Consider the following 18,444-nt stretch of genomic DNA (forward strand, 5'->3'; position numbering starts at 1 on the left):
TGGTGGTCCCGCTGTAGTGCTTGCTGCCCAACTGAACCTCGGTGTCGGAGACCGTCAGTCGCGCCCGGGTGAAGTTCATATCGCGGACTCGCAGTGCGATGGCCTCACTCCAGCGGCAGCCACAGTAGGCGAGCACCAGCACAAGGAGCCCGTGCCCGTGACGGTCTGCCTCGGTCGATAGTCGGTCTACGTCTTCGGCCGTCAGGTAGATGTGCCGATTGCAGTCCCGCGGTTATCGGTGAAGGTGGGTACCTGGTCCTCAGGCCGGGGCGATACCGAGTTCCGCACCCACGTACGACATGTCGTCGACGCCCTGGGCATTCGAGAATGCCGTGAAAGCAAGCTCGTTGGGATGTGCCACTCCAGCGACGTCGCGCAAGGTCACCATTGTCCGAACGGCCAGTTCGTGCATGGTGGGATGCGTCGTGTCCCTTCCGGTCGGCGGGCCCAGCCAGATCGGCGCGTCGACAGCCCCGTGGTGATCGGGCGTCCACTGCCACCCGAGAACGCTCATCAGCCGGTTGATTTCCTTCAGGTCCGATCTTGCAGCATCCCCGAAACCACACTCGCTGTCGATGTCACCACCGGAGTTGTAGAACTGTACGTCAACCTGGTTGTTCGATCCTTTTTGAGGGGCATCCAGGATGACATTGCCCAGCCACGGCAAAGTGGCCAGAACCCACTCGAACCGCGTGACGAACTCGTCCCACCCTGAGCACCGTGCCGGAAGGCCGGACAACGTCGGACGGTCGGAAGCGACCTCGCCCACCCGCTGTGTGGGGGTGGGGCCGAAGTTGTTGTAAGAGCTGACGCGGAGCCGGTCAGGAGTCGTACCTAATCCGTCGCGCAACACCGCGACGATTGCAGCGGCGATCTCGTATCGTTGGTCGTCGGCATTGTGGCGCCATCCCGTTCTCCACTCCCGCGCATACTCCTCGACACGCTGGCCCTCGTGTTCGACGTCGTGATCGCGGCCGATATGGATTTCGACAGACTTCCACAACGGCTGGTCGCGTGGCACCCAACGACCGGACTCACGGTCACGGACCTGGGAAAACAAGGTGGTCCGCTGCGACTGGATCACCGCCCGTAATCGGGCAGCCGTCACCGGTTCATCGGGCACCGTCACCCTGATATCAAGTCCTTTGTCATCTTCTCGGAACAGGATCCGTTGCCCGGTCAACGTGTCGCGCAGTTGAAGGCTGTCGCCATCCGTCGGCGAAATCAGCGTCTCGTTTTCATCCCAGTCCGGGTACAGCACCAGTTGGATGTCCTCGAACAGACTGGTCCAAACGTCATCAGCCACAACCACTCCCCGTTTCCGAAACCTCCCGACAAACCTCCCGACAACCTACCGACACGCCCCGACACGTACGTTTCCGACGCCAACAAACCATCCGCCTCGGTAGCCGGGCGACAATCTCCAGACTGTCGAACGCACTACATTGCCGCATACCGATCGTTCGGTAACGCTTGGGGTCTGGTGACAAGAAACGGAGCGCTACAACGCCACAGCCACGCCGTTCCAATGGAGCTACACCTGCGGCCACCTGTATAGACACTTGCAGCGCCTTGAGCGCGACGCCACACTCCGGGATGCCGCGTGACCCCCGACGAACTTCTGGCGATGACCACTTAGCTTTATCCACAGTGCCGCCGTAGTGCACAGCACGATTTCGTAGGCTGCGGCCGGTCGACGGTCGGCTCATGCTCAATGCCATGTGGATGTTGGTGGGGTTGGCAACTGCGGGTGCTGTTGGCGGTTTTGGTGCGCGTTTTCTTGCTGACGATTGGTTGCGCCGAAACCTGTATGCCGGGATTTCAGTCCGTTGCGGTGTGCCTGAATTGTGCGTCGCGGTGGGCTGGTTGCTTGTCGGTGTAGCGACTTCATCTGCACTACAGCTTGTTTCGGGCCTGGCGTTCGTGTGGTGGTGTGTGGCCGTGTCACTTGTCGATGTGTCTGTGCGGCGGTTGCCGAACACTTTCACTGTGCCCGCCTATGGTGTCGTTATCGTCGGCGCCTTGTTTGCGGGAACGCTCTGGGCAGCGCTGATGGGATCGGTAATGCTCTCGGGAATCCACCTTGTGCTGCACCTGATTTCGGCAGGCTCCCTGGGCGCAGGTGATGTGAAGCTGGCACTTCCGCTGGGTGCGATCACGGGGTTGGGTGGTGCCCAGGTCTGGCTGCTATCCGCTTTTCTGGCTCCGGTGATCACATTAGTGGTGGCCGTTCTGCTGGCGCGGCGGTCGCAGGTCCCTCATGGGCCGTCGATGTGCGGCGCCGCGCTACTTGCCTGGACGATCGGGTGAGCGTGTTCAGCGTCCGTAGTGGTAGCGGCACGCAGCGATTCGGACCTGGTCGTCGGCGATTTTGTGTAAATCAGACGATGCTCGTCAGTGATCCGCCTCGACCAGTAACCTTGAAATCTATGTTTGAGTGGTTCGGGTTTTCCGATTCCTTCGTTACCATTCGCGCTGCTCCTCTCGTTCATTCGTGAGAGCGTCGGTGCGTGAACACCAACGAGTGGGCAGACGGCTACCGCCCGCAAGCTGAAGACAGTCCCTTCACTCTCATCGTCGAGGGCGAGGTTTTCGCCGTCACGGTGCGCGAAAATGGCAGTGAGGATTACACCTGGGAATCCGGACCGAACAAGAACTACGGGTTCGGTGGTGGCCCAGCCCAGGTGGCCGGTGTTCCGGGTTTCGATGTTCCGGATGGCGAGGTTCCGGACGCCGAGCCGTACCTGTCGACGATTGACGATCACCGCAGGTCGATCAGAAACTTCCTCGGCATGATCGACCCCGAATCCGGGTACATCGAATAACCACGCGCGGATGACGGCGATGGCCGAATGATCACTCGTTATTGTCAATCGTCGTGAGAGTGCGTGTCCGCGGTGTCTGGGAATTGACCCCTTCGCAACCCGAAACTCGCAAACGGTTCGGCGTCGGCGTTCTCAGGTGATCGTGCGATACGCGGATCTTTCGCAAACACGCTGGTTAGGGCGGCCAAGAGTCGAGGCATTCACTAATCAATGCTGGTTCATCTTGGATGAGCGCACGGCAGGGTGCGTATCTGTTGGGCTACCGGTGTAACGAAAGTCAGTGGATCACCGGGCGAGTGCGACTTCGGAGAGGATGGTGTCGTTTCGGTCGGAGAATTCGTTGGCGGCACGGTAGACGATCGACACCGCGTGGGCTGTCGCCGGACCAGCGAGTGCGATTGTTCCGAAGATCATCCAACGAATGACATCGGGGAGAGGTGGAGTGGAAGAAGCGGCTGGCGACTCGAGTAACAAGAAGTTGGCGATTGCGCCGAGTGCTCCGAGCAGTCCGAGCGCTGCCACTGATGATCGTCGAACCCACTTGTTTTCGGAGAACACCACAACAGCACCGAGTGTCAGTACCGAGATGACCGTCATAGCGGTGACTATCCAATACTCGGAAGGCTGTCCATCGCGGACTGCGAACGATGTGGACAAAGTCGCGGAACCGGTCAGCATCGCTGCGCCCCACAGCAGTCCGACGATCATGATGCACCTACGCATGGGACTAGCCTTCGACCTGGTGCAATTCTCAGACGAGACGGACGCTTCGGATGTCATGGGCAGATCTTTGCATCGGGTACCGACAGGGGCCACTGGGGTCGATGTGCTGTCGTGGACGAGCGGGGACTGAGAAGTCGCGATTGGTCAACTGTCAACGGTTTTCAGAAGGCTGACCAAAGTACCGGTTACCGCAGGAGATGCCAGTCGGGGCTGGGATGAAGATTGAAAAGCCTTTCGTGTCAGCCGAATCGGAAACGATTGACCTTATGGAATGTGGTGAGTGCGCCAGTCCCGTGCGAACGTGTCCAGCGTGGCGGTCAGTGTTCGTCGTAGTGCTCACCATGTGCGGCGTGTCGATGGCCATCGTGGACGTAGTCCGTGTGATCGCCGTGCGGAACGGCGACGTGGCCACACCCTTCGCCGTGGACGTGATCATGGCCTTCGTGGACGACGTGCTCCGACGTCTCACATTCGTCGACATGATCGCCGTGGGGACGATGTAGGTGCCCGTCGTGCGCGTAATCGACATGGTCACCGTGCGGAACGGCGACGTGGCCGCACCCTTCACCATGGCTGTGTTCATGTTCCGAGTGTTGTTGATGTTCTGTTGTCATCGAAAACCCTTTCACTGGAAGAATCAGTCAGGCGATGGTGAACGCTGCCTGCCGTGTGCGATCTTTTGCCGGTGAGACACGCTTGCCGCGTTCAGGAGTTGTGTCACTTCCGCTCCCCCGACGCGGGGCAGACGCCCTTGCCGTCGCCGTTGAAATGAGGCGGCGTCGCACGGTTGCATGTTGATCTGACAGTGCCGACATTACTCCGGTGCGCCACAGGACATGCGGAAACTGTGGAGTCGCGGCGTCCTGAATTTCGGTATAGGCGTTGCGAAGTCGTTACATCGGACGATGGTCCGGGGTAGCGACTTCGCGAAGCGCAATGATTGGTTGCGTATGCGACTTCAGCTGGGTATTCTGATATGCAACCAAAGGTTGCAGAAGAGGTGCCGGTATGGAGTACGGACAAATCGAGCGGTCGATCTACGTCGAAGCCGCACCCGACGTGGTTTACGAGGTCATCAGCAGTCCTGAGCATTTGAAGGAGTGGTGGTCCGACGAGGTTGTCGACCTGGAACCGGTTCCGGGCTCTGTCGGCGAACTCGTGTGGGGAGAGCGGACCTCGCCTGACAGTCATGTTGCCCGGATCGAGGTGGTCGACGCTGCGCCACCCCGATTGTTTTCATTCCGATGGGCTCACTTGTCCGATGACGGGGTGCCCCCAATGAACAGTCTGTTGGTGACATTTGAGCTGGTGCCCTCGGGAGAGGGCACGACGCTGCGTATGACGGAAACCGGGTTCCGTGAAATGGGCTGGGAGGTCGCAGTTCTCGAGGAGCAGTACAACTCTCACGTCGAGGGGTGGAACCGGCACCTGCCGCGGCTTGTCGAGTGCGCAGCCCGACTGGGTGCGAGCGGATGAGCCTTATCGACGACGACCTCTGGACAGCGATCGGGGACCCCACACGCCGACGAATGCTCGACTTGCTGTTGGCAAATGGGGAGGGGACGGCGACCACTCTGAGTGATCAGCTACCCGTAACCCGTCAAGCTGTCGCGAAACACCTCGGCGCTCTCGACCGCGTTGGTTTGGTACATGTGACGCCCGCCGGCCGAGAGAGGCTCTACCGGGTCGATGCCGCGCAACTCGCCCGCGCCGTAGCGCAGCTGAATGCAGTCGGTTCGTCGTGGGATGCCCGGTTGCAGCGCATCAAACGGATTGCGGAAGCAATCGAACATAACAACCGGAAATGAGAAGAAGGAGGAACCCGCGATGGTCGACATTCTGCACAGGGTTGGGATCAAGTCGTCCTCTGTCGGCGATGTCTACGCAGCGTTGACGACAGTTGACGGTCTGGCCGGCTGGTGGACCAGCGATACGGACGGAGATCCGAATATCGGAGGCACGCTTCAATTCCGCTTCGGTGAAGGCCGGATTGATATGAAAGTGGTAGAACTCCAGCCCGACAAACGAGTGCTGTGGGAGGTGACCGCAGGGCCGGAGGAATGGCTCGGGACCCGCGTGGTGTGGGACCTCCGACGCGACGGCGATTTCACCGTCGTCCTCTTCGCGCATGAAGGGTGGAAGGAGCCGGTGGAGTTTCTGCACCATTGCAGCACCAAGTGGGCGCTCTTCCTGATGAGCCTGAAGTCGAAGGTCGAAACCGGCACTGGCGCACCGGATCCCCGCGACGTCAAGATCGACAACTGGAACTAGGTAGTGGAGTAGTTCCGCTCCTGCCAGGCGCGGTAGACCTCGATTGCGCCGTCGTGGGGTTGGTAGTCCATCGGTAGTCGGCGCTCAACCGGGTCCTTGGCGAATTCTCCGTAGAAGGTGCTCAGTTCGAAGTACTTGCGGTCGTCGACGTAATACGGTTCGTAGTCGGTGCGTTGCGTGAGGAATACGACCCGGTCCGGACTGCAGTAATACAGCGAACCGAGACACATCGGGCAGGGATGCGCGAGCACATAGATGGTGCACCCGGTCAGATGCTCGGTGCCCAGTGCGGTGCAGGCGGCACGGATCGCGAGGATCTCCGCGTGCGCTGTCGGGTCGTTCGTCTGGGCCACCAGGTTGGGGCTTTCGGCGAGGATCTCACCGTCGCGGGCGATGACGGTGGCGAAGGGCCGGCCGCCCTCGGCGACATTGGCATTGGCGATATCGATGGTTCGTTGAATAGGGTCCATGACAGTCCTTGTCTGACAGTGTGTTTCAGGAAGGTGTTCAGGGGCGGCGGCCTCGGGAGCAAGGCCGCCGTCACGCCGAAGCTAGAAGGGCTTGGTCGGCAGGTACTTGCCGTCGAGCGTGATGACCGCGCGCTCGCCGCCATCCGGATCGGCAACCTTCTTGATGTCGAGCTTGAAGTTGATTGCACTGATAATGCCGTCGCCGAACTGCTCGTGCACCAATGCCTTGAGGGTGGTGCCGTAGACCTGAAGCATCTCGTAGAAGCGGTAGATGGTCGGGTCGGTGGGCACGCCGCCGGGGATGGAACCGCGCAGGGGGATGGTCTGTAGCAATCGCACCGCGTCCTCGTCCAGACTGAGCTTGTCCGCGACGACCTTCGCGGCGTCGGCGGGAAGTGCATGCTGACCGAGGAGGGCTGCGGTTACAAAGGCCACACTCAGCCCCGTGTCGTCGGTCAGCTCCTGCCAGGACAGGTCTTTTCGGGCTTTGGCGTCGATGACGGCTGCGGCGAGTTCTTCGCGGGGTCCCTGGGCGAACTGTGACTGAATCATAATGATTTCCTTCTTTATTTTGGATGGGGGATCAGGCGGGGACGCCGGGCATTGTTGTCACGGCGCAGGTCTGGGGGTGTTCGACGAGCGAGACGAACCGGCGGGTGCCGCCGTCGAGGGCTTCGATCGAGCCGGTTTCGATGTCGTAGACCCAGCCGTGCAGGTTCAGTCGACCTTGTTCGAGTGCGAGAGCGACCGAGGGGTGGGTTGCGAGGTTGGTCAACTGGGCGATGACGTTCTCGTGGACCAGTGCGTTCAGTTTCTCGGCTGCCGAGCCGTGCGTGCGGGCGGCGTTGACGACCCTCGCGGAGTCTGCGTGCTGGAGCCAGTGCGCGACGGCAGGCATCTCGTCGAGGGGCTTGCCGGTGGAGATCGCCGTCATCGCGCCGCAATCGGAGTGGCCGAGGATCACGATGTCGGTGACACCGAGAACTGCGACCGCGTACTCGACGGTGGCGGATACGCCGCCCGGTTGCGGCCCGTATGACGGGACGATGTTGCCGGCGTTGCGGATGACGAACAGATCGCCGGGTTCGCGTTGGGTTATCAGTTCCGGGACCACTCGGCTGTCAGAGCAGCTGACGAACAGGGCCTGCGGGTTCTGAGTCGTCGCGAGTTCCTTGAAAAGTCCGGAGCGTTTCTGAAAGGCGTCCTTCTGGAATGTCAGAAAGCCGTTGATGATGTCGTGCATGTTGCCTCCTTGCAATGGTGATGACTCAAGGATGACCTCGATGGTCGATAGTGTCCAAGACTTGTTATTCATTATTTCGATAGACAGTGCCTATAGTTCTAGTGATGGAGCTACGTCATATCCGTTATCTGCTTGCGGTCGCCGAACATGGAAACTTCACCCGGGCGGCGGAGTCGCTGCATGTGTCGCAGCCGACTCTGTCCCAGCAGATCAAGCAGCTCGAATCCGCTCTGCGGGTGCAGTTGCTGGACCGGTCCGGGCGAACGGTACGAACCACCGACGCCGGCGAGGCTTTCCTGCATTACGCGCGGCGAGCTCTGCAGGATCTGGATGCCGCCGAGCGCGCGATCCACGATGTCCAGGACCTCAGTCGCGGCTCGCTGAGGCTGGCGACGACGCCCACCTTCGCGGCCTACCTGGTGGGTCCGTTGATGGACCGATTCACGACGCGCCACCCAGGCATTGCCGTCACCGTTCAGGAGATGACTCAGGACCGAATCGAGGCGGAGTTGGCACGCGACGGACTCGACGTCGGCATTGCGTTTGCGGACGTGCGCTCGGAGGAGATCGAGAGCGAGTCGCTGTTTGTCGAAACTCTCAGTCTCGTTGTCGGTGTAAAGCATTCGCATGCCGGTCGGTCGAAACCACTGCCTGCGAAGACACTGGAGGATCAGGCGCTGGTGTTGCTCAGCAGTGATTTCGCGACGAGGCTTCACATCGATAGGTACTTCAAGCATCAGGACATCACACCTCGGACGGCTATCGAGGTCAGCTCGATCGGCGCGATCGTGGAGATCGTCCGCCGCGGCAGTCTCGCGACGGTGCTGCCTGACGCGATCACCCTCGAACAACGGGGCCTGTCCTCGATTCCGCTGTCACCGGCATTGCCTACGCGTACGGTGGCCCTGCTCCGACGGAAGGGTGCCTATCGCACGGCCGCGGGCCGGGCCTTCGCCGAAATGGCCTCGACCTGGGACCACCTAAACGGGTGGCCCGGGTGAGGCTCATCTGCTCATGTGCAGACCGTCGATTCACGAGCTGTCGCTGCCTTAGGCAGTGACAGGAGCGCATTGACGCCCGGGACCATCGTCACTATTACCGAACCCGGCCGGAATGTCCGGCGAGCCTACCCAACGGGAGTACCGGCCGGCCGATACCGTCGCCCAACATCGGAAATGTCCGATTTCTCGATTGAAAACAGGAGGTCGCTTTGTCCCGATGTTCGGTGCGACGAATTGCGGTATCCGTGGCCGTTGCGGTGACGGCGTCCGCTGCTGTATTGGCGGGAACCTCTGTCGCGGAGGCGCAGCCCACTCTGTTCGACCTACTGGGAGGCGCCTCCACAGGTAGTGCGGGTAGTGCAGGCGATACAACCGACGACGCGACAACACACAGTGGCGATGCGACGTACTTTCATGCCGGTCTCGGTAGTTGCGGCGGTATGTCAGCAGACACCGACTACGTGGTTGCCATATCCGCAAGGATCTGGACCAGGGCGTTGTGCGGAAAACAAATTCTGGCCTCGAGCGGGCCGAGATCCGTAACTGTCACCATCGTAGATACCTGTCCAGGCTGCGCTGCCGGTGATCTTGATCTTTCACCAGCCGCGTTCAAGAGGTTGGGTAATCTTTCGGACGGAAGAATTCCTGTTACATGGCGGTTCGTCGGCTGATCTCGTCCGTGAATCGGGCACCGACTGAGGAGGCTCACCTTTCTGGCTCCGGGACCTAGCTGCCGTTCGGGGGCGTGCTACCGGGCCCACCTGTACCTGGTGCGCCGCCAGTGCCGGGTGCGCCCGCGCCACCGCCCATACCCGTAGCTTCCTGCTGGACAACACTTCCGGCGTAGTCGTTACTCGGGTCTCGGTAGATGGTGTGGACGTGGCCCCAACCTGAGGTATTCACGCCTTCGACGTCCGCGCCGGCAGATCCCTGCTGCGCGGCAAACTCGACGTAGACATCCGGTCCGGAGATCTGGAAGTAGATGCCATCGCCCTGCGTCATGTCGTACTCGGTTGCACCGGACCAGTTCACGTACGTTTCGTCGAGGCTCGCCTCGATCTTCGCGAGCGCGTCCGCAGTGGTCTCCTCGTCTGCAATGCCAACCCAGTTCGCGATCACGCCGAGCAGCAACTGCTTCTGCTCGTCCGTCAGGTCTGAACCGGAAAGCCCTGTGCCAGTCGGGTAGTCACAAGTACTGCCCGGCGCGCACACCATATTCGCTACGGTCTCGCCCTGATGCAACTGAGCCCTCTGCTCATCGGACAAGCTGTCGTAGAAGACAAACGCGCTCGTGTAGATACCATCGAACGGCTGAACCTCGTTGCCGTCGGCATCGGTGTAGACGGCGGGCTGTATGCCCAGGTGAGTCGGTGCGAACGTGATGGAGTCGGCGGAGCCGTCGAGCGTTGCGTTGATGCCGAGGTGGTGTCCGCCGAACTGAACTGCCCACGCATCCGTGTTCGACGGATCGCCGAAGAATGCGATGTAGTACTGACCGAGAGAATCTTCCGTCGACGTACTGTTCTCGTGCAGATATTCGTCGCCGCCCATGATGCCGGTGACGGTGTCGTAACCTGCCTCGCTCAGCAGTGCTTCGAGTACCTTCATGGCGGCCGCTCGTTGCTCATCGGTCAGTTCGGAGATATTGAGTCCCGCTCGATCGACGAACGTCACCGGAAAGTTCGACCACGACGTCGTTTTGGTTTCGTCGTCGTAGGCGTAGAGAACCGCCTCGCGCTGCTCGGCTGACAATGTCTGCAGAAATGCTTCGGTCGCTGCTGCGGTGTCGGTGATCGTTTCGGCTGTGGTCGTCGAGTCAGTCGAGTTCGCAGACGCGACAGTGGACGACACCGTCGACGTGGACGCCGACGTTGCCGAGTTGGTACCGGCTGTCTCGGCGGTGCACCCGCCCAGAAGCAGCCCGCCGGCCAGCAGGACGGACACGAAGGCAATGCGGCGGCGACCAGGACTGGCTGAGGAAGTACTCGGAGAGCGTCGGATCATCATGGAGCCAAAAGTATTTGCGATACCTGCATGTTCGCTGTGACTGCTCTGGACGGTCGCCGTGAGAAATCTGGGTGCATGCTGTCGGGGAAGTATGTGGAGTCGAAATCAGGACATACACGGCATCATCGCTCATCATTGAGGATGTGACCGGCGATCATCGCGCGAGATCGACAGCCAACCGCACGCTCGAGGTAATTCCTCCCGGTGCGGGAGCAGCCGCGATGTCTTCGGGAATAGTGTCGGTGGCCTTGCACCTGGTGGGATTCGAGGTCTTTTCGCTGGCATGGCTGGGGATCGGCACAGCAATCTGGCTTGTTCTGGCTGTCGTGTTCGTATCGCGGTTGGTTGACAATCGCGCTCGGTGGATCGACGAGGCCGACACTCCGCCGGCTCTCACGGGAGTGGCCGCGACAACCGTGTTGGGTACTCGGGTTGTACTGCTCGACTGGGACTCGGTCGGTTATGTCGCGCTCGCGATTGCGCTGGTGGCGTGGATCGTGCTCATACCGGCGGTAATTCGACACTGGACCTCGCCAACCGTCGGCGTGCACTTTCTGCTGTGCGTCGCAACGCAGGGTTTGGCCGTACTCGGTGCGACGCTTGCTGCCACGACTACGGCGCACTGGATTGCGCTTCCGTCGGCGGCTGCGTTTGTGCTCGGCCTGGGGTTCTACGTGTTGGTGCTCGTACGGTTCTCGTTCAATCAGCTCCGAGTCGGGGCCGGTGATCACTGGGTGTTCGGCGGCGCCCTGGCAATCTCGACGCTCGCGGCCGGAAAACTCACAGCGGCAGCGCCCGTCGTGGGCTGGTCGGAAACGCTACACCTGTCGTTTCAACGATTGAGCATCGTGCTCATGATTCTCGTGCTCGGCTGTTACGGCGTGCTGTTTATATGCGAATTGATCTGGCCTCGACTGGAATACGACGTCAGACGTTGGTCGACGGCTTTCCCGATGGGGATGACGTCGGCGGCGTCGTTAACCGTTGCGGGGACGGCGTCGACCCCGTGGTTGAAGATAGTTGGCGAAATTCTGCTGTGGCCGGCAGTAGTCCTGTGCGTAGTTCTGCTGATCGCATCTGTGTGGCGATTGTGGACTGTGAGTTCACCAACCCCGACGGTGGGGGCGTGAGCCGACGGGTTCGCCCTTCCGGGCGTCGTCGCGACTGCGGTAGACGATGTACGGCCGAAACAGGTATGCGACCGGCGCGCTGAATACGTGTACCAGGCGCGTGAACGGCCACAGTGCAAACAACACCATCGCGATCGTGACGTGAATGTGGAAGTCGAGTGACGCCTGTGCCATGAGATCACCACGGGGCTGGAAGATCCAGATGGATCGGAACCACGGGGAGACCGTCGTCCGGTAGTTGGATTCTTCGCCGAACGCTCCGGATCCCAGCACTGTCGTGGCGAGACCAGCGACGATTGCGGCGATCAGTACGACGTACATCAGCTTGTCGTTCCAGGTCGTGGCCATGAACACCGGTCCCCGGGTCCGCCTGCGATACACCAGGATCCCGGCGCCGACCAAGGTTGCCAGGCCCGCGATCGAACCGAGAACGAGGGCCTGCAGGTGATAGATGTGGTCGCTTACCCCGATTGCGTCGGTCCAGGATTGCGGGATCACCAGGCCGATGACATGTCCGATGATGACCACCAGAATGCCGAAATGGAACAGGGGGCTGCCAATTCTCAACAATCGATGCTCGTACAGTTGCGACGACCGCGTCGTCCAGCCGAATTTGTCGTAGCGATAACGCCACCATGTGCCGCTCATGAAGATTGCCAACACGACGTACGGCACTATGTCCCAGTAGATTTCACCGACAGACATCTCACGTCACTCCTTCGCGGCGGGGTGGGACGGTCAGGGTGAAGAGTGGGAGTCCGACAGATTCGGCGGGTGGCCCCGAGGCGGCGAGCTGCTGGGCGCGACGCATGTCGTTGTCGGAAGCTGGGGGCAGTGTGTTGCACACTGCCCTGAGAACTGGAGCGTACGGCGAGTCCACGTCGGTCAGTGACGATCGGATCATGTCCAATGGAACGCGATGCGCCGAAAGCAGCTTCGCGCCGGTATCCGGGTCGACGAGAGCAGCGAATTCGAGGACGACAGTCAGGTGGTCTGCCGACTCGCTTTTCGGCGGATCAACTCCGGCCGCGCGATAGGCGTCGGCGATGGCGAGGATTTCACGCCCGCGATTGCGGGTGTCACCTGCCGTCCAGTACGTGAGGTACAGCGTGCTGCGCCGTTTCAGATCGAATGTCTCGACGTACTGCGCCGCCGCTGTGAATTCCTGGCTGTCGCAAAGAAAGCGGTGAGTGAGAGTGAGTTGCTCTCGGGGAGCTGACGGGAGATGCCCGAGAATGTCCCCGACAACCGCGAGCCTTTCGCCTTGTCCACTGTCGGGGTACGCCAACAACAAACCGGCAGCGTGCCACACCAAGCGGTCCTGCCCGGCGCTGCGCCGACGTCGGCCGAAGCTGATCATTGGTTCTCGCCTCGATCAGGAAAGAGTCCGCTCGGCGAACCTTTGCCATCCCAGTTCAGAAGGTTGACCCGGGACGGGTTGGTCGAGTTGGCGGACATTTCGCCAGTGGTTTGACGCTCGCGTAGCGCGTGAAAAGTCTCGACTGCCACCGGGACCGGACCGCCACTGGCTTCGCCGAACGGGCCGGACTCGTGCATGCCGGGTCCGCCGTCGAAATCGAGCGAACACTCGGTGGCGCTCTCTTCGAGTTTGTGCCCGTCGACGGCGTAGGCGGTGGGAATGATGTACCGCTCGTCGTACTTCGCCAAGGCAAGGAGGCGATACATCTCGTACATGCTTTCCTCGGTCATTCCCACGGCCTCGGGTATATGCGGCTGCGGTTCGCGTCCTAGGTTGATGTCGCGCATGTACGACCGCATAGCAGCCAGCCGTCGCAGAACTCCGTCGATCACACCGGTGTCACCTGCGGAGAAAAGGCCGGCGAGATATTCGATCGGAATTCGCAACGAGTCGAGAGCCCCGAAGAGGTTTCCGACGTCTTCCCCATCGTGACCGTCGCGGCTCACGGCGTCGACGACGGGGGAGAGGGGCGGGACGTACCAGACCATCGGCATGGTGCGGAACTCCGGATGAAGCGGCAGCGCGACGCGATAGTCCTTGATCAGTGCGTGGATGGGAGATTTCTGCGCTGCTTCGATCCATTCGTCCGAGATGCCCTCTGCGCGAGCACCTTCGACGACCTCGGGATCATTCGGATCAAGCAGCACGTCGAGTTGCGCCTCGTACAGGTCTTTGTCATCCGGAACTGTCGCGGCCGCGAGAACCTTGTCCACGTCGTAGAAGATGAGGCCGATGTATCGCAAACGGCCGACGCAGGTCTCCGCGCACACCGTCGGCAAGCCCACTTCGACGCGGGGATAACAGAACGTGCATTTCTCGGCTTTACCGGTCTTGTGGTTGAAATACACCTTCTTGTACGGGCATCCGGACACGCACATGCGCCAGCCGCGGCACTTGTCCTGGTCGACGAGCACGATCCCGTCCTCCGACCGCTTGTACATCGCACCCGACGGGCAGGACGCAACACACGACGGATTGAGGCAGTGCTCGCAGATACGCGGCAGGTAGAACATGAACGTGTCTTCGAGTTGGAGTTTGACCTCCGTGCTGATCTTTTTCAGAATCGGGTCGTCGGGAACGATTTCGGGTGAGCCGGCCAGGTCGTCGTCCCAGTTGGCGGACCATTCAACCTTCATGGGTTCACCGCTGATGAGGCTTCGCGGCGCGGCTACCGGCATATGTTCCCCGAGGGGAGCCTGGGTGAGATTCTCGTAGTCGTAGGTCCATGGTTCGTAGTAGTCCTGAATGGACGGCATCTTCGGATTCGCGAAGATGCGCGAGAGCTTCTTCAATCGGCCACCGTCACGCAGTCGAAGTCGGCCGTTCTTGTCGCGAACCCACCCGCCGTTCCACTTCTCCTGGTCCTCGTACGTGCGCGGATATCCCTGGCCCGGACGGGTTTCCACATTGTTGAACCACACGTACTCGGTACCTGATCGGTTGGTCCACGCCTGCTTGCATGTCACGGAACAGGTGTGACAGCCGATGCACTTGTCGAGATTCATCACCATCGCCAGTTGCGCCATGACTCGCATCAGTACGTCACCTCCTGCGAGCGACGACGCACCACGGTCACTTCGTCGCGTTGGTTTCCGGTGGGCCCGAGATAGTTGAAGGCAAATGACGTTTGCGCATAGCCGCCGGCAAGGTGGGAAGGTTTGATCAACAGTCTGGTCAACGAATTATGGATGCCGCCACGCTTTCCCGTTGTCTCCGTGAGCGGCACGTCGATGGTGCGTTCCTGGGCGTGATAAACGAAGACCACGCCGTCCGGCATTCGATGCGACACGATCGCCCTGCACACGACGACACCGTTACGGTTGACGGCTTCGACCCAATCGTTGTCCGATACCTCGATTTTGGCGGCGTCGCCGGGGCTCATCCACATCGTCGGCCCGCCCCTCGAGAGGGAGAGCATGAACAGGTTGTCCTGGTACTCGGAGTGGATCGACCATTTCGAATGAGGCGTCAGATAGCGGACGCTGAGACCGATTCCGCCGTTGCGATCTCCGAGAGCAGGTTCGCCGAACAGGCTTGCCATGTCGAGTGGTGGGCGGTAGATCGGTAGTTGTTCGCCCAGTTCCTCGATCCAGTCGTGATCGAGGTAGAAGTGCATTCGACCGGTGAGCGTGTGGAAGGGTTTGAGCTCCTCGATGTTGACGGTGAACGGCGCGTAGCGTCGGCCACCGGTTTCGCTGCCTGACCATTCCGGACTGGTGATCACCGGGACAGGTCGAGCCTGTGTGTCCGCGAAGGTGATTCGGCGTTCCTCACTGCCCGACGCCAAATGTGTCAGTGGTCTTCCGGTTCGTTTCTCCAGTTCGGCGAACCCTTGTACTGCGAGCCTGCCGTTCGAAGTTCCGGACAGCGCGAGGATTGCCTCAGCCATCTTTTCGGCAGTATCGAGTGCCGGTCTACCTGCGGCAGCACCCGAATCGAAGACCCCGTGTTTGGCGGCGAGTTCTTCCACCTCACGCTTCGGATGTGTCGTGACGCCCTTGGTGGTGAGGCCGGCCTTCTCGACCAGCGGGCCCAGTGCAGCCCACTGCTCCGCGACGGCGGGATAGTCGCGTTCGACGACGACGAGGGGACCCATCGTCTTGCCCGGGACGGGTGTCTTTCCTTGCGAGTGCCAATCTTGTTCTCTACCCGAGGCGTAGGCCATAGCGCCGGGTGTGTCGTGTTGCAGTGTTCCCATCACGACGTCCCGGCGTTTTCCGAGATGCTTTTCCGCCAGCACGCTGAATGCCTTGGCAACCGCGCCGAAAGCGTCGAAATCCGAGCGGGTTTCCCACGGCGGGTCGATAGCGGGGGAGAATGCGTGAAGGAACGGATGCATGTCCGTGCTCGACAGGTCGTGTTTCTCGTACCACGTTGCCGCAGGCAGCACCACGTCGGAAAGCAAAGTTGTGGACGTCATCCGAAAGTCGATCGACATCAACAGATCGAGTTTCCCCTCGGGGATGTCGTCGGTCCACGTTATGTCATTGGGGCGCAGGTTCTCCGGCGTCGGCTCGGCCTGCAGGTTCGAGTCCGTGCCGAGTAGGTGGCGAAGGAAGTATTCGTTTCCCTTGCTCGACGACCCGAGTAGATTTGCACGCCATACGCTCAGCACTCGCGGCCAGTTCTGGGGATTGTCGGGATCGGTGACAGCGAGTTTGAGTGCACCCGACGATAATTGGTTGGCAACGTGCTCAGCGACATCACATTCGTGTGCATCTGCCTCGTCAGCCAGATCGAGGCTCGATCGATCGAACTGGGGATAGAAAGGTGTCCATCCCATCGACACGGCCGATGTCATCACGTCCATCGTGTGTCGGCCACTGAAATTACCTCGGCCAACGGGGCTGGAGAGTGCATCAGCTTGGTAACCGTCGTAGCGCCACTGGTCGGTGTGGACATACCAGTAGGAAGTTCCGGCCATCTGACGCGGTGGCCGGAGCCAATCCGTCCCCATTGCCACTGTCGCCCAACCTGTGACGGGTCTGCATTTTTCCTGGCCGACGTAGTGCGCCCACCCGCCGCCGTTGCGTCCCATCGACCCGGTGAGCAGCAGGAGGCTGAGAACTGCTCGATAGGTGGCATCGCCGTGGAACCACTGACAAATACCCGCACCCATGATGATCATCGATCGGCCACCCGATTCGACTGCGTTGGTGGCAAATTCACGCGCTATGCGAATCACTTGCGCGGCGCTGACGCCGGTTATCGATTCCTGCCACGCGGGGGTGTATGGCTCAGCCGGGTCGTCGAAGCCGGACGGCCACTGCCCCGGCATTCCGTCGCGCTGCACCCCGTACTGGGCGAGCATCAGATCGAAGACAGTGCACACCAGTCGATCACCCACACGGCGCACCGGTACACCCCGGACCATGGTTTCGCCGTGACCATCCGGTGTGTCGAAGCGCGGAAGATGTATTTCTGCAGTTTCACCCCAATCGGTGTCGACGCTCAGAGCAGGAACGATGTCGCCGAGGTCGAGATTCCACTTTCCGACACCTTCGTCGCCGAAGCGGAAACCGAGAGAGCCGTTCGGTACAACCATCTCATCGGTGGCGCGGTTGAGCACAACCGGCTTGAATGCAGCATTTTCGCTCGCCTCACCCAGATCGGCGGCGGTCAGGTTCTTGCCGGCGACAAGTCGGCCGTCGCGCTCCTCGATGGTGACGAGGAACGGAAGGTCGGTGAATTGCCGCACGTAGTCGTCGAAGAACGGCTCACGCTGCTTCACGAAGAACTCCGACAGGACGACATGGCCCATCGCCATCGCCATGGCTCCGTCGGTGCCGGCGGCGCACGGCATCCACTCGTCGGCGAACTTGGTGTTGTCCGCGTAATCGGGGCTGATAGCGACAACCTTGGTTCCGCGGTACCGAACCTCGGCCATCCAATGAGCGTCTGGGGTGCGGGTGACCGGGACGTTGGATCCCCACATCAACAGATACGACGCGTCCCACCAATCCCCGGACTCGGGCACGTCTGTCTGGTCACCGAACACTTGAGGTGACGCCACCGGGAGGTCCGCATACCAGTCGTAGAAGGACGTCATGACGCCGCCGATGAGTTCGATGAACCTCGATCCCGCTGCGAAGGACACCATCGACATCGCCGGAATGGGGGAGAACCCCGCAATGCGGTCTGGCCCGTACTTCTTGATGGTGTGCACGTGTGCCGCGGCGATCATCTCGGTGGCCTCGGCCCACGTGACGCGTACCAGGCCACCTTTTCCCCTGGCCTGCTGGTACTTTCGCCGACGCTCCGGATCAGCTTGAATGTCGGCCCACGCATCTACCGGATCACCGAGTCTGGCCAGTGCGTCGCGGTACATTTCGACGAGAACACCACGTGCGTACGGGTAGCGGACTCTCGTGGGTGAGTACGTGTACCAGGAGAACGCGGCACCGCGTGGGCAGCCGCGCGGTTCGTACTCAGGACGGTCCGGCCCCACCGTTGGATAGTCGGTCTCCTGGGTTTCCCAGGTGATGATGCCGTCCTTGACGTAAATCTTCCACGAACATGAACCGGTGCAATTGACTCCGTGCGTGGAGCGCACCACTTTGTCGTGGCTCCAACGATCGCGGTAGAAGATATCGCCTTCGCGGCCGCCCGTGCGGTTCACGGTGCGAAGGTCGTCCGAGAATTTCCCAGGAGTGAAGAAGCGCCCGCCGCGGAGCAGGATGTCCTCGGCGCTGCTACCGATGTGTTCGACCACTGTGCACTTCCTTCACGTCTTCTCCATTGCCACAGCGATGGAAAATCTGACGAACGAGCATGCACGTCCATAGAACCGCAAA

General features: G+C 60.8%; 19 protein-coding genes and 1 pseudogene. 8 read left to right on the top strand and 12 right to left on the bottom strand.

The genetic code is table 11. From position 1 onward, the window contains the following. Nucleotides 1-259: 259 nt before the first annotated feature. Nucleotides 260-1,306: a TY-Chap domain-containing protein gene (locus tag RG2_RS12870; protein WP_133637960.1), complete on the bottom strand. Its 1,047-nt coding sequence runs from the start codon at nucleotides 1,304-1,306 to the stop codon at nucleotides 260-262. 401 nt (nucleotides 1,307-1,707) lie between these two features. On the opposite strand from RG2_RS12870, the gene RG2_RS12875 reads away from it, so the two are divergent. Next, a complete protein-coding gene (locus tag RG2_RS12875) occupies nucleotides 1,708-2,310 on the top strand; it encodes a prepilin peptidase (protein ID WP_072782510.1) in 603 nt (200 codons plus the stop codon). Nucleotides 2,311-2,316: 6 nt separating this feature from the next. On the opposite strand, the pseudogene RG2_RS12880 reads toward RG2_RS12875, so the two are convergent. After that, nucleotides 2,317-2,471, bottom strand: a pseudogene (locus RG2_RS12880) (Txe/YoeB family addiction module toxin); the annotation flags it as partial. Nucleotides 2,472-2,510: 39 nt separating this feature from the next. On the opposite strand from RG2_RS12880, the gene RG2_RS12885 reads away from it, so the two are divergent. Further along, on the top strand, nucleotides 2,511-2,825 hold the full coding sequence (locus RG2_RS12885) for a hypothetical protein (protein ID WP_033236189.1): 315 nt from the start codon (nucleotides 2,511-2,513) through the stop codon (nucleotides 2,823-2,825). Nucleotides 2,826-3,110: 285 nt separating this feature from the next. On the opposite strand, the gene RG2_RS12890 is transcribed toward RG2_RS12885, so the two are convergent. Both RG2_RS12890 and RG2_RS32295 read right to left on the bottom strand, forming a co-directional pair. Beyond that, complete coding sequence (locus RG2_RS12890) at nucleotides 3,111-3,533, bottom strand: hypothetical protein (RefSeq protein ID WP_033236190.1); 423 nt, start codon at nucleotides 3,531-3,533, stop codon at nucleotides 3,111-3,113. A gap of 332 nt (nucleotides 3,534-3,865) precedes the next feature. Next, nucleotides 3,866-4,162, bottom strand: a complete 297-nt coding sequence (locus RG2_RS32295; protein ID WP_072782512.1) for a hypothetical protein — start codon at nucleotides 4,160-4,162, stop codon at nucleotides 3,866-3,868. 394 nt (nucleotides 4,163-4,556) lie between these two features. On the opposite strand from RG2_RS32295, the gene RG2_RS12900 reads away from it, so the two are divergent. The 3 genes from RG2_RS12900 to RG2_RS12910 are packed head-to-tail and all read left to right on the top strand — an operon-like array spanning nucleotide 4,557 to nucleotide 5,819. Then, nucleotides 4,557-5,024 carry an SRPBCC domain-containing protein gene (locus RG2_RS12900; RefSeq protein ID WP_033236193.1) on the top strand — a complete coding sequence of 156 codons (468 nt, stop codon included), beginning with the start codon at nucleotides 4,557-4,559 and terminating at the stop codon, nucleotides 5,022-5,024. Further along, a complete protein-coding gene (locus RG2_RS12905) occupies nucleotides 5,021-5,356 on the top strand; it encodes an ArsR/SmtB family transcription factor (RefSeq protein ID WP_033236194.1) in 336 nt (111 codons plus the stop codon). The genes RG2_RS12900 and RG2_RS12905 overlap by 4 nt, the downstream gene beginning before the upstream one ends. 19 nt (nucleotides 5,357-5,375) lie before the next feature. Then, nucleotides 5,376-5,819, top strand: a complete 444-nt coding sequence (locus RG2_RS12910; RefSeq protein WP_033236195.1) for an SRPBCC family protein — start codon at nucleotides 5,376-5,378, stop codon at nucleotides 5,817-5,819. Here the strand turns inward: RG2_RS12910 and RG2_RS12915 are convergent. The 3 genes from RG2_RS12915 to RG2_RS12925 all read right to left on the bottom strand — a co-directional run bounded on the left by RG2_RS12915 (nucleotide 5,816) and on the right by RG2_RS12925 (nucleotide 7,532). After that, complete coding sequence (locus RG2_RS12915; RefSeq protein ID WP_033236196.1) at nucleotides 5,816-6,289, bottom strand: nucleoside deaminase; 474 nt, start codon at nucleotides 6,287-6,289, stop codon at nucleotides 5,816-5,818. The genes RG2_RS12910 and RG2_RS12915 overlap by 4 nt on opposite strands. 81 nt (nucleotides 6,290-6,370) lie before the next feature. Further along, nucleotides 6,371-6,841 carry a cyanase gene (cynS, locus tag RG2_RS12920; RefSeq protein ID WP_033236197.1) on the bottom strand — a complete coding sequence of 157 codons (471 nt, stop codon included), beginning with the start codon at nucleotides 6,839-6,841 and terminating at the stop codon, nucleotides 6,371-6,373. Between the two features lie 31 nt (nucleotides 6,842-6,872). Beyond that, nucleotides 6,873-7,532, bottom strand: a complete 660-nt coding sequence (locus tag RG2_RS12925) for a carbonic anhydrase (RefSeq protein ID WP_033236261.1) — start codon at nucleotides 7,530-7,532, stop codon at nucleotides 6,873-6,875. Between the two features lie 104 nt (nucleotides 7,533-7,636). Here RG2_RS12925 and cynR point away from each other — a divergent pair, with 104 nt between their 5' ends. Beyond that, entirely contained in the window at nucleotides 7,637-8,533 is an 897-nt protein-coding gene (gene cynR, locus RG2_RS12930; RefSeq protein ID WP_033236198.1) for a transcriptional regulator CynR, read from the top strand. A gap of 440 nt (nucleotides 8,534-8,973) precedes the next feature. Next, complete coding sequence (locus RG2_RS32705; RefSeq protein WP_371851316.1) at nucleotides 8,974-9,204, top strand: RlpA-like double-psi beta-barrel domain-containing protein; 231 nt, start codon at nucleotides 8,974-8,976, stop codon at nucleotides 9,202-9,204. A gap of 55 nt (nucleotides 9,205-9,259) precedes the next feature. Here RG2_RS32705 and RG2_RS12940 read toward each other — a convergent pair whose 3' ends face one another. Continuing rightward, nucleotides 9,260-10,540 (bottom strand): DUF3500 domain-containing protein, encoded by a 1,281-nt coding sequence (locus RG2_RS12940; RefSeq protein ID WP_051730682.1) that lies wholly within the window; start codon nucleotides 10,538-10,540, stop codon nucleotides 9,260-9,262. 143 nt (nucleotides 10,541-10,683) lie between these two features. On the opposite strand from RG2_RS12940, the gene RG2_RS12945 reads away from it, so the two are divergent. Next, nucleotides 10,684-11,670 (top strand): tellurite resistance/C4-dicarboxylate transporter family protein, encoded by a 987-nt coding sequence (locus RG2_RS12945; RefSeq protein ID WP_051730693.1) that lies wholly within the window; start codon nucleotides 10,684-10,686, stop codon nucleotides 11,668-11,670. Here the strand turns inward: RG2_RS12945 and narI are convergent. The 4 genes from narI to RG2_RS12965 are packed head-to-tail and all read right to left on the bottom strand — an operon-like array spanning nucleotide 11,644 to nucleotide 18,362. Then, entirely contained in the window at nucleotides 11,644-12,375 is a 732-nt protein-coding gene (narI, locus tag RG2_RS12950) for a respiratory nitrate reductase subunit gamma (protein ID WP_033236199.1), read from the bottom strand. The two genes, RG2_RS12945 and narI, sit on opposite strands and share 27 nt — an antisense overlap. A gap of 1 nt (nucleotide 12,376) precedes the next feature. Further along, a complete protein-coding gene (narJ, locus tag RG2_RS12955; protein WP_033236200.1) occupies nucleotides 12,377-13,030 on the bottom strand; it encodes a nitrate reductase molybdenum cofactor assembly chaperone in 654 nt (217 codons plus the stop codon). Next, the gene (narH, locus tag RG2_RS12960; protein WP_033236201.1) at nucleotides 13,027-14,685 is read right to left on the bottom strand and encodes a nitrate reductase subunit beta; all 1,659 of its coding nucleotides are present in this window, start codon (nucleotides 14,683-14,685) and stop codon (nucleotides 13,027-13,029) included. Before narH ends, narJ begins: the two co-directional genes overlap by 4 nt. Next, a complete protein-coding gene (locus RG2_RS12965) occupies nucleotides 14,685-18,362 on the bottom strand; it encodes a nitrate reductase subunit alpha (RefSeq protein ID WP_033236202.1) in 3,678 nt (1,225 codons plus the stop codon). Before RG2_RS12965 ends, narH begins: the two co-directional genes overlap by 1 nt. Between the last annotated feature and the right edge of the window lie 82 nt (nucleotides 18,363-18,444).

Origin of the sequence: Rhodococcus globerulus NBRC 14531 (assembly GCF_001894805.1) — a bacterium.
Taxonomy (GTDB): Bacteria; Actinomycetota; Actinomycetes; order Mycobacteriales; family Mycobacteriaceae; genus Rhodococcus_F; species Rhodococcus_F globerula.

Excerpts from the sequence above, each read along its gene's own strand:
- RG2_RS12875 (WP_072782510.1), top strand. The coding sequence starts at position 1,708 with ATGCTCAATGCCATGTGGATGTTGGTGGGGTTGGCAACTGCGGGTGCT.
- RG2_RS12890 (WP_033236190.1), bottom strand. The coding sequence starts at position 3,533 with ATGATCGTCGGACTGCTGTGGGGCGCAGCGATGCTGACCGGTTCCGCG.
- RG2_RS32295 (WP_072782512.1), bottom strand. The coding sequence starts at position 4,162 with ATGACAACAGAACATCAACAACACTCGGAACATGAACACAGCCATGGT.
- RG2_RS12900 (WP_033236193.1), top strand. The coding sequence starts at position 4,557 with ATGGAGTACGGACAAATCGAGCGGTCGATCTACGTCGAAGCCGCACCC.
- RG2_RS12905 (WP_033236194.1), top strand. The coding sequence starts at position 5,021 with ATGAGCCTTATCGACGACGACCTCTGGACAGCGATCGGGGACCCCACA.
- RG2_RS12910 (WP_033236195.1), top strand. The coding sequence starts at position 5,376 with ATGGTCGACATTCTGCACAGGGTTGGGATCAAGTCGTCCTCTGTCGGC.
- RG2_RS12915 (WP_033236196.1), bottom strand. The coding sequence starts at position 6,289 with ATGGACCCTATTCAACGAACCATCGATATCGCCAATGCCAATGTCGCC.
- cynS (WP_033236197.1), bottom strand. The coding sequence starts at position 6,841 with ATGATTCAGTCACAGTTCGCCCAGGGACCCCGCGAAGAACTCGCCGCA.
- RG2_RS12925 (WP_033236261.1), bottom strand. The coding sequence starts at position 7,532 with ATGCACGACATCATCAACGGCTTTCTGACATTCCAGAAGGACGCCTTT.
- cynR (WP_033236198.1), top strand. The coding sequence starts at position 7,637 with ATGGAGCTACGTCATATCCGTTATCTGCTTGCGGTCGCCGAACATGGA.
- RG2_RS32705 (WP_371851316.1), top strand. The coding sequence starts at position 8,974 with ATGTCAGCAGACACCGACTACGTGGTTGCCATATCCGCAAGGATCTGG.
- RG2_RS12940 (WP_051730682.1), bottom strand. The coding sequence starts at position 10,540 with ATGATGATCCGACGCTCTCCGAGTACTTCCTCAGCCAGTCCTGGTCGC.
- narI (WP_033236199.1), bottom strand. The coding sequence starts at position 12,375 with ATGTCTGTCGGTGAAATCTACTGGGACATAGTGCCGTACGTCGTGTTG.
- narJ (WP_033236200.1), bottom strand. The coding sequence starts at position 13,030 with ATGATCAGCTTCGGCCGACGTCGGCGCAGCGCCGGGCAGGACCGCTTG.
- narH (WP_033236201.1), bottom strand. The coding sequence starts at position 14,685 with ATGCGAGTCATGGCGCAACTGGCGATGGTGATGAATCTCGACAAGTGC.